Annotated in this window: 8 protein-coding genes; 5 read left to right on the top strand and 3 right to left on the bottom strand. The window is 68.3% G+C overall.

Features of this window, described 5'->3' with window-relative positions; all coding sequences use genetic code 11:
• The first annotated feature begins 128 nt into the window (after positions 1–128).
• Complete coding sequence (locus B3587_RS07245) at positions 129–1,526, top strand: MFS transporter (RefSeq protein ID WP_292727519.1); 1,398 nt, start codon at positions 129–131, stop codon at positions 1,524–1,526.
• Here B3587_RS07245 and trxA read toward each other — a convergent pair.
• Complete coding sequence (gene trxA, locus B3587_RS07250) at positions 1,523–1,951, bottom strand: thioredoxin (protein WP_292727521.1); 429 nt, start codon at positions 1,949–1,951, stop codon at positions 1,523–1,525. The two genes, B3587_RS07245 and trxA, sit on opposite strands and share 4 nt — an antisense overlap.
• A 107-nt stretch (positions 1,952–2,058) precedes the next feature.
• Here trxA and B3587_RS07255 point away from each other — a divergent pair, with 107 nt between their 5' ends.
• The gene (locus B3587_RS07255; RefSeq protein WP_292727523.1) at positions 2,059–2,778 is read left to right on the top strand and encodes a lysoplasmalogenase; all 720 of its coding nucleotides are present in this window, start codon (positions 2,059–2,061) and stop codon (positions 2,776–2,778) included.
• Positions 2,775–3,149, top strand: coding sequence for an RNA-binding S4 domain-containing protein (locus tag B3587_RS07260; protein WP_292727525.1), 375 nt, complete (start codon positions 2,775–2,777; stop codon positions 3,147–3,149). Before B3587_RS07255 ends, B3587_RS07260 begins: the two co-directional genes overlap by 4 nt.
• Positions 3,150–3,155: 6 nt before the next feature.
• On the opposite strand, the gene B3587_RS07265 is transcribed toward B3587_RS07260, so the two are convergent.
• Together B3587_RS07265 and B3587_RS07270 are read right to left on the bottom strand one after the other, a co-directional pair.
• Positions 3,156–4,079, bottom strand: a complete 924-nt coding sequence (locus B3587_RS07265; RefSeq protein ID WP_292727527.1) for an NUDIX domain-containing protein — start codon at positions 4,077–4,079, stop codon at positions 3,156–3,158.
• Positions 4,076–5,020 carry an NAD(P)/FAD-dependent oxidoreductase gene (locus B3587_RS07270; protein WP_292727529.1) on the bottom strand — a complete coding sequence of 315 codons (945 nt, stop codon included), beginning with the start codon at positions 5,018–5,020 and terminating at the stop codon, positions 4,076–4,078. The genes B3587_RS07265 and B3587_RS07270 overlap by 4 nt, the downstream gene beginning before the upstream one ends.
• Before the next feature lie 496 nt (positions 5,021–5,516).
• On the opposite strand from B3587_RS07270, the gene B3587_RS07275 reads away from it, so the two are divergent.
• Together B3587_RS07275 and B3587_RS07280 are read left to right on the top strand one after the other, a co-directional pair.
• Positions 5,517–7,412, top strand: coding sequence for a ribonucleoside triphosphate reductase (locus B3587_RS07275; RefSeq protein WP_292727531.1), 1,896 nt, complete (start codon positions 5,517–5,519; stop codon positions 7,410–7,412).
• The gene (locus tag B3587_RS07280) at positions 7,409–8,158 is read left to right on the top strand and encodes an anaerobic ribonucleoside-triphosphate reductase activating protein (protein ID WP_292727533.1); all 750 of its coding nucleotides are present in this window, start codon (positions 7,409–7,411) and stop codon (positions 8,156–8,158) included. The genes B3587_RS07275 and B3587_RS07280 overlap by 4 nt, the downstream gene beginning before the upstream one ends.
• Positions 8,159–8,160 lie beyond the last annotated feature (2 nt).

Raw genomic sequence — 8,160 nt, forward strand, 5'->3', positions numbered from 1 at the left:
GCTACCAAGCTGCGCCACATCCCGGAGCCGCGCCGAAGCGCGGACAACTCCCCTATCCTAGCCGGTCCCGCGGCCAGTCGAGAATCGAGCTCGCCGGTGGGTTCGGCATCCGTCGGTAGCGTGGATGCATGGCCCAGAGCGAACCTGTGCGCGCACGGATGTCGCACCGTGGCGTGGTGAGCCTCGTCACCCTGGTCATCGCAACGCTAGGCGCTGCGCTCCCCCTCTCGATGGTCGCGCCGACCCTCGCGATCACTGCTGACCAGTTCGGCACGACAGCTGCCGAGTCGAGCTGGACACTCACGATCGTGCTCGTCGTCGCAGCGACTACGACACCCGTGATCGGACGGCTCGGCGACACGTTCGGACCCCGACTGGTCCTGCTGATCCTGATACCGGTCGTCATGGTCGGCCTCGCGATCGCGGGCCTCGCCGGCTCGATGGGCGAGTTGATCGCGGGTCGAACACTGCAGGGCCTCGGCGGCGGAGTCTTTCCGCTGGCGATCGCCCTGGCGCGCCGCGTCGTTCCCGAAGCGCAACGTCCGCTCGCCGTCGGGCTGCTCACGGGAACCTTCGCGACCGGGACCGGACTTGGGGTCGTCATCGCCGGCATCCTCGTCGACCGTGTCGGCACGCAGGCTCTCGCATGGCTGCCCTTCGCACTACTCGCCGTTGCCGGAGTGATGACATTCGGTCTCGCCGAGGCCCCGCGCGCGGATCGCCAGCCGCTCCACCTCGCGTCCTCGCTGCTGCTCGCGGGCGGTGTGGCGATCCTGCTCTTCGCGGTCACCGAGGCCCCGCGCTCCGACGCCGAGGTCGCGCTCACCGTCGGGAGCCTGGCCGCCGGCGCAGCTGTCATCTCCGTGTGGGCATGGCGAGTGGTCAGACGGTCAGAGTCCGCGGGCGTCTCGCACCTCCGTGTCCGGGCGCTTTGGACCTCGCACGTGACCTCCCTGTTCCTCGGCGCCGCCCTGTTCGCAACGTTCGTCGCCCTCCCGGTCTTCATCGAAGTCGGGGATGCCACTGCGGGGCCGCTGACACCGGCCACGCTCGCGGGGCTCCTGCTCCTACCCGCGACCGCGGCGATGGCGGCGGTCGGGCCGCTGTCAGGCATCCTGCGGCGACGCCTCGGCAGGCGCGGACCCGCGGTTCTCGGCGCAGCGGCCACGGTCATCGGTGGCATCATCCTCGCGGCGGGGGCTCATACGCTGCCGAGTCTGCTCGCCGGCTCCGTCCTCGTCGGTGCGGGCGTCGCTACGGGCTCGGCCGGCCTGGTCAACGTGCTCGTCGACGTCACGGATGACGACACGATCTCGAGCGTCAGCGGCGTCAACATCGCCGCACGTCAGATCGGCGGCGCATTCGGGGCAGCAGGATGCGCGGCACTGCTCGCCACGAGCGGAGACGAACCGGATCCTGCGTCCTACGCACTCGCGTTCGGGCTGATCGCGGTGCTCGCGGTCGCGGCGCTTCTTGCCTCGCTCCTCATCCCCGCGCGCCAGGCACCCGGGGATACGAACCTCTAACCGACCTGCCCGGCAACCCACTGGCGCAACTGCGGCGCAGGAAGCGCGCCGATCTGCCGCGACTGCTCCGCGCCGTCCCGGTACAGCAGCAGAGTCGGAATGCTCTGGATGCCGTGACGCTGCGAAACGCGCGGCGACTCATCCGAGTTCACCTTCACGACCTTGAGCTTGCCGGCGAACTCCCGCGACATCTGCTCGACGATTGGCGACACCATCCGGCACGGACCGCACCACGGCGCCCACACATCAACGAGCACCGGAAGCGTTGCATCACCCACGACAGCGTCGAACGAAGCGTCGTCGGCCTCCACAAGCCAGGGCAGATCCGCGTGGCACGAGGCGCAACGGACCTTGCCGGTGCGCGCCGCCGGCACCCGATTCTTCGCACCACACGACGGACACGCCGTCACCGTCGACTCCGCCATCCTGACTCCCTCCCCGTCCATTGTCGCGATCACTCGGCCGCAAGCGCTACCTCTCGCGCACTCACCAGCAATAGGGTGGGAGCGGTTCCCAACACGAAGGAGTGTCTGTGACCGCTGATGCCGCTACGACCCGAGTCGCCGCATCCGACCTCTCCCCGCGCTGGTGGTGGGGGTTCTTGCCCTACGTTGCGGTGTCGATCGTGCACGTCACGGCGCTGCTGTCGGGGTGGGATGCCGTGAGCGGCCCCACCAAGCTGGCACTCATGCCGCTTCTTGCCGTGGCTGTGCTCTGGGGTGGCCGCGGGTCGCAGTGGGGTCCGCCCTACACGCTGCTTTTTGTCGCTCTCGCGCTGTCGTGGCTCGGCGACGGCGCCGCGACCTTCTTCCCGTTCCTCGATGACGAGCTGCCGGCGATGCTCCTGTGCTTCGGCCTCGCGCATGTCGCCTACATCGTTTTGTTCTGGCGGTTCTTCGCGGTTCGGCGTGTGCCGTGGTGGTCTGCCGTCTACGCCGTGTGGTGGGTCGTCCTGGTCGTGTACCTCTGGCCGACTCTCGGCGGACTCGCGGTGGCGGTCGCGCTCTACGGCCTCGTCCTCGGCGGAACCGCCGTGCTCTCGACGCGGTGCCACCCCGCCATCGCGTGGGGCGGCGCGTTCTTCCTGATCTCCGACACGGTGCTCGCGTTCCGGCTGTTTCTTCCAGACTCCATGCCGTCGGGAAGCAGCGCCCTCGTCATGATCACCTACACACTCGGGCAGGGACTCATCGCCGTGGGCGCCGTGATCGCGACCCACGCGGCGCGGGCCGCGAGAGAATCGACGGTGTGACCGACTCCGTGCGCGTGGATGCCTGGCTCTGGGCCGTGCGGGTCTACAAAACCCGATCCGCAGCCACCGCGGCGTGCCGCGCGGGGCATGTGCGCGTTGGCGGGGATCGCGCGAAGGCCGCTCAGCCCGTGCGGATCGGCGATGAGCTGCGCGTCCGGATCGCCGGCTTCGACCGCATCCTCGTCGTCAAGCAGCTCCTGACCAAGCGCGTCGGAGCACCGGCGGCTGCCCTCGCGGTAGACGATCGCACCCCGGCCCGGCCGTCTCGGGAAGAGACACCCTTCGTTCCCGTCCGTGATCGCGGGGCGGGCAGGCCGACCAAGCGTGAGCGCCGCGATATCGACCGGCTGCGCGGCCGGTCCGCCGAATAACGCTCGTTACGCGGACGCGTCAAGCTGATCGAGCAGCCAGCCTGCACCGACCACCCGCGCACCCACTGTGCTGACCCGGGCGGCCAGTCCTCGGTCGCTCGTCACGACCACGACCTGCTCACCGGCGCCGATGCGCCGCTGCGTCTCGGCGACGATTTCGTCATCCCCCTCGCCGGGTGCCAGCACGACACGGATGCCGGCGCCTGCGTCATCCGCAGGTCGAGCCGCGCCTTTGGCCTGACCCTCGAGCACGACCGCCACGGCAGGGAACCAGTGCGCTCCCGGAAGCCCGAGCGCCTCGGCATCCACTCCCCGCGCCTGCCAGTGCCGAACCCGTTCGAGCAGGCGCTCGGCCGCACCAGCACGGTCGCGCCACCATCCGTCTGGCACCGAACCCACGACGTTCGCGGAGTCGACGACGACCGCAGGACGCACCGACAGCAGCGGGCGAAGATGCTCCCACGCCGAGGCGAAGGCCGGATGCAGCGGTCGATCCGCGACCGCGTCCACGGGAACCCACTCGAGCGCAACGCTCTCGGCATCCGCGATTCGCGGGTCGAACGGCACGATGACGTCGGCGATCACCGTTGTGTACGACCAGATATCGAGATCGAGCACGCTCCAGAACCGCTGCCGCACGGCATTCGGCGGCACCGCGGCTTCCTCCCGAGCCTCGCGAAGCGCCGCCACACCGGCATCCTCGTTCTCGTGTCGCGCACCGCCGGGCAGCGCCCAGGTTCCGCCGTGGTGGCTCCAGCCGACGCGGTGCTGCAACAGGATGCCGCGCTCGGCATCCACGGCGAGCAGACCCGCTGCGCCGAACCGACCCCAGTAGCGCTCCCCCGTCGGCGCGATCACCCACGCGTCACCGGGATCGCGCGGGCCCGACGGGCGGCGCGGCTCTCCGGGAGCGGGGGGTTGGATCGTCACGATCTCAGCCTGTCACACCGCGCGGGCTCTCCCGGTCGCAGCACGGTGTGCGCGGTCTCGACAGCGTCGCCCGCCGCCCAGATGTGCGGGTCGGAGGTGCGCATGTGCGTGTCGACGACGATGCCGCCGCGCTCGCCGATCTCCAGCCCCGCCTCGCGGGCCAGGGTCACGTTCGGGCGCACGCCCGCAGACAGCACGACGAGGTCGGCCGGAAGCGACTGTCCGTTGTTGAGTTCGACGCGCAGCATCCCATCGGATGCCTGCGTGAAGGCTGCGGCCGCGGTGCCGAGCTGCAGTTCGACGCCGCGCCCCCGCGCGTGCTGCTCGACGGGAATCGAGACGTCCTTATCCAGCGGCGGGAGGATCTGGTCGGCGAGCTCGACGATGGTGACCTCAGCCCCGCGATGGATGAGGTTCTCAGCCATCTCGATGCCGATGTACCCGGCGCCGATCACGACGGTCTTCGCGGCCCGTCCCCGGGACGCTGCGGCGGCCAAGACCTCGTCGAGGCGCGACTTAATGGCATCCATGTCGGCGACGTTTCGCAGGGTGTGGATGCCGGGAAGATCGATCCCCGGCAGCGGAAGCTGCAGCGGATCGGCACCCTGGCACAGCGCGAGCGCGTCATAGGACTCGGTGTATTCGCGGCCTGTCGCGACCTCGCGCACCGTCACCGTCTGGGCGGCGCGGTCAAGTCCCACCACGTCTTGGCCGATGCGCACGTCGATGTCGAGCGATTCGCGAAGGCTCTCGGGAGTCTGCAGCAGCAGGCGGCTGCGATCGGCGATGACACCACCGATGTGGTACGGCAGACCGCAGTTCGCAAACGACACGTACTCGCCCCGCTCGAGCACCACGATCTCGGCCGACTCGTCCAGACGGCGAGCTCTCGCGGCAACGGATGCCCCTCCAGCGACTCCTCCGACGACGACGATCTTCATGGCGCTCTCCTTCACATTCGGGTCGCAGCGGTTCGCGGCTCCGACATGAAGGTACTCCCGGGGGTATACCTCTAGTCAGGCGCCAAGGTCCCCCCATCGGTGACCCAGGTCCGGACACCCTGGACTCGGTCGCGCCAAACTGCGACATCCACGGCAATCCACCCGCAACACGGCGCGACCGAAAGAGATGGGCTCCACCATCCCAGTCCACCCCCTCACACTTCGGTCGCGCCTTGTTGCGCCATCCAGCGCTCAACACCCGCAACACGGCGCGACCGAACAGTTGGGCTTTGGCCAGATACTCCTCCGTGGCGTTTTCGCTGGGACCGACACGCGATGCTGTACGCCGCCACAAGGATGCAGGATGCCATGTGGTCTGACCATGTCGATCACCACATATTGTGTCGAGCTCGAGATCGAGCACTGCATATAGTGGCATTCCCGCGATCCGGGAAACCCTCCGAACCGCGCGCCCACACTCCGAAGGAAGCCGCCGATGAAACCTCGCCCTGCCGCCTCACCGCGAGCCGTGGCCGTGTCAGACACGATCAACGAATACCTGTCCCGGTCGGACTGGCGCGTGAACGCGAACGCGAACCAGGGCTACTCGCTCGGCGGCATGATCCTCAACACCGCGGGCAAGATCATCGCGAACTACTGGCTCGATGAGGTGTACTCCCCCGAGGCCGGAGCCGCGCACCGCGACGGCGACATCCACATCCATGACCTCGATATGTTCGCCGGATACTGCGCGGGATGGTCGCTCCGCACCCTCCTGGAACAGGGCTTCAACGGCATCCCCGGCCGGATCTCCTCTGCGCCGCCACGACACCTGTCGGCAGCGACCGGTCAGATGGTCAGTTTCCTCGGCACGCTGCAAAACGAGTGGGCGGGCGCACAGGCGTTCAGCTCCGTCGACACGTATCTCGCGCCTTTCGTTCGCATCGACGGGCTCTCGTACGACCAGGTGCTCCAGGCTGTGCAAGAACTGGTCTTCAACCTCAACGTCCCCTCCCGCTGGGGAACGCAGACGCCCTTCACGAATCTGACGTTCGACTGGACGTGCCCCGACGACCTCGCAGACCAGCGGCCCCTGATCGGGGGCGTCGTGCAGGACTTCACCTACGGAGACCTCGCCGAGGAGATGTCGCTGATCAACCGCGCGTTCATCGAGGTCTACGCCGACGGGGATGCCGACGGTCGCGCCTTCACGTTCCCCATCCCGACCTACAACATCACGAAGGACTTCGATTGGGACGGCCCGAACGTCGACGCCCTCTTCGCGATGACAGCCCGCTACGGACTCCCCTACTTCCAGAACTTCATCAACTCAGACCTTGACCCGCACATGATCCGCTCGATGTGCTGCAGGCTCCAGCTGGACCTCACCGAGCTCCTCAAGCGCGGAAACGGGCTCTTCGGATCCGCCGAGCAGACCGGATCGATCGGCGTCGTCACGATCAACTGTGCCCGCCTCGGATACCTCCACCCCGGCGACCGGCAGGGGGTTCTCGACCGACTCGATGAGCTGATCGCCATCGCCCGCGACAGCCTTGAAGCCAAGCGCGCAGAGATCGGCCGCCACATCGACGGTGGCCTGTTCCCGTACACGAAGCGCTATCTCGGCACGCTCGACAACCACTTCTCAACGATCGGCGTCAACGGCATCAACGAGTTCATCCGCAACTTCACCCTCGACGCTCACGACATCACGGATGCCGAGGGCATGGAGTTGGCGTCGTGGCTGCTCGAGCACGTTCGGGCTCGCATGGTCGAAGCCCAGGAACAGACGGGGCACATGTACAACCTCGAAGCGACCCCCGCCGAAAGCGCGACCTACCGGTTCGCGCGGCTGGACATCGCCAGATTCGGCGATCAGAGCGGCGCTCCCCGGGGCGCCGGCGGCGACGGCATCCGCCACGCGGGCACCGCCGACCACCCGTACTACACAAACTCGTCGCAGCTTCCCGTTGGCTACACCGATGATCCGTTCGAGGCGATGAGCCTCCAAGAGCCGCTCCAACAGCTCTACACCGGCGGAACCGTGCTGCACCTGTACCTCGGCGAAGCCGTTGCGTCGGCATCCGTCTGCAAGAACCTGGTTCGGCGTTCCCTCGAGCAGTTCCGGCTCCCCTACCTCACTGTCACGCCCACCTTCTCGATCTGCCCCGCACACGGATACGTCTCGGGCGACCACCCGCTCTGCCCGCGCTGCGGTCGGGACTGCGAGGTGTGGACGCGCGTCATGGGCTACTTCCGGCCGGTGTCCTCGTTCAACATCGGCAAGCAGGGCGAAGCCGCCGAGCGCGTGTACTTCGATGCCACCCGTGCCGCGCCGGAGCCGGAAGCCGCCGAGCCGGATGCAGCGCCCCCGGCGCTGGCGCGACAATGAACGCGCTCGCGTCAGAGACAGCTGACGAGCTACGCATCGCCGGACTCACGAGATTCTCGGGAGCAGACTGGCCCGACCACCTGGCCGCGACGGTCTTCCTTCAGGGGTGCCCGTGGGACTGCGTCTACTGTCACAACCCCGACCTCATCGACCCCCACAGCACCGGCACGATCGCGTGGCGCGAGGTCCTCGCGTTCCTCGACGAGCGCCGCACCCAGCTCGACGGCGTCGTCTTCTCCGGTGGTGAACCGACGATGCAGACCGCGCTGGTCCCCGCCATCGACGAGGCGCGACGGCTCGGCATCCGCGTCGGCCTGCACACCGGGGGCGCGTTTCCCTCGCGACTGGACTCGGTCCTTCCCCAACTGGACTGGGTCGGCCTCGACATCAAGGCATCCGCCGCCGACTACGCCACCGTGACGCAGCGCCGCGGCAGCGGCATCCATGCCTGGCGCTCCCTGCGGCTCCTGCTGGATGCCGCACGGGCGCGCGCGGGCAGCGAACGGCCGCTGGAGTACGAGGTGCGCACGACCGTCCATCCGACGCTCACCGATGCTGACCAGCTGCGTCTGCTCGGCGAGCAACTGCTCGCCGAGGGCGTGCAGTGGTGGGCCCTGCAGCGAGCCCGGGATGTGGGCACGAGACCGGATGCCCCGCCTGTTCCCGCCACCGCAACGACCGACGATCTGGTCGAGACGATCGCCGCCGAGTTCGCCGGAGCCTTCACGAGCGTCATCACGCGCTGATC

The sequence above is a fragment of the Microbacterium sp. UBA837 genome (genome assembly GCF_002296025.1).
Classification (GTDB): domain Bacteria; phylum Actinomycetota; class Actinomycetes; order Actinomycetales; family Microbacteriaceae; genus Microbacterium.

Coding starts and splice junctions, on each gene's coding strand:
- B3587_RS07245 (WP_292727519.1), top strand. CDS start 129: ATGGCCCAGAGCGAACCTGTGCGCGCACGGATGTCGCACCGTGGCGTG.
- trxA (WP_292727521.1), bottom strand. CDS start 1,951: ATGGCGGAGTCGACGGTGACGGCGTGTCCGTCGTGTGGTGCGAAGAAT.
- B3587_RS07270 (WP_292727529.1), bottom strand. CDS start 5,020: ATGAAGATCGTCGTCGTCGGAGGAGTCGCTGGAGGGGCATCCGTTGCC.
- B3587_RS07275 (WP_292727531.1), top strand. CDS start 5,517: ATGAAACCTCGCCCTGCCGCCTCACCGCGAGCCGTGGCCGTGTCAGAC.
- B3587_RS07280 (WP_292727533.1), top strand. CDS start 7,409: ATGAACGCGCTCGCGTCAGAGACAGCTGACGAGCTACGCATCGCCGGA.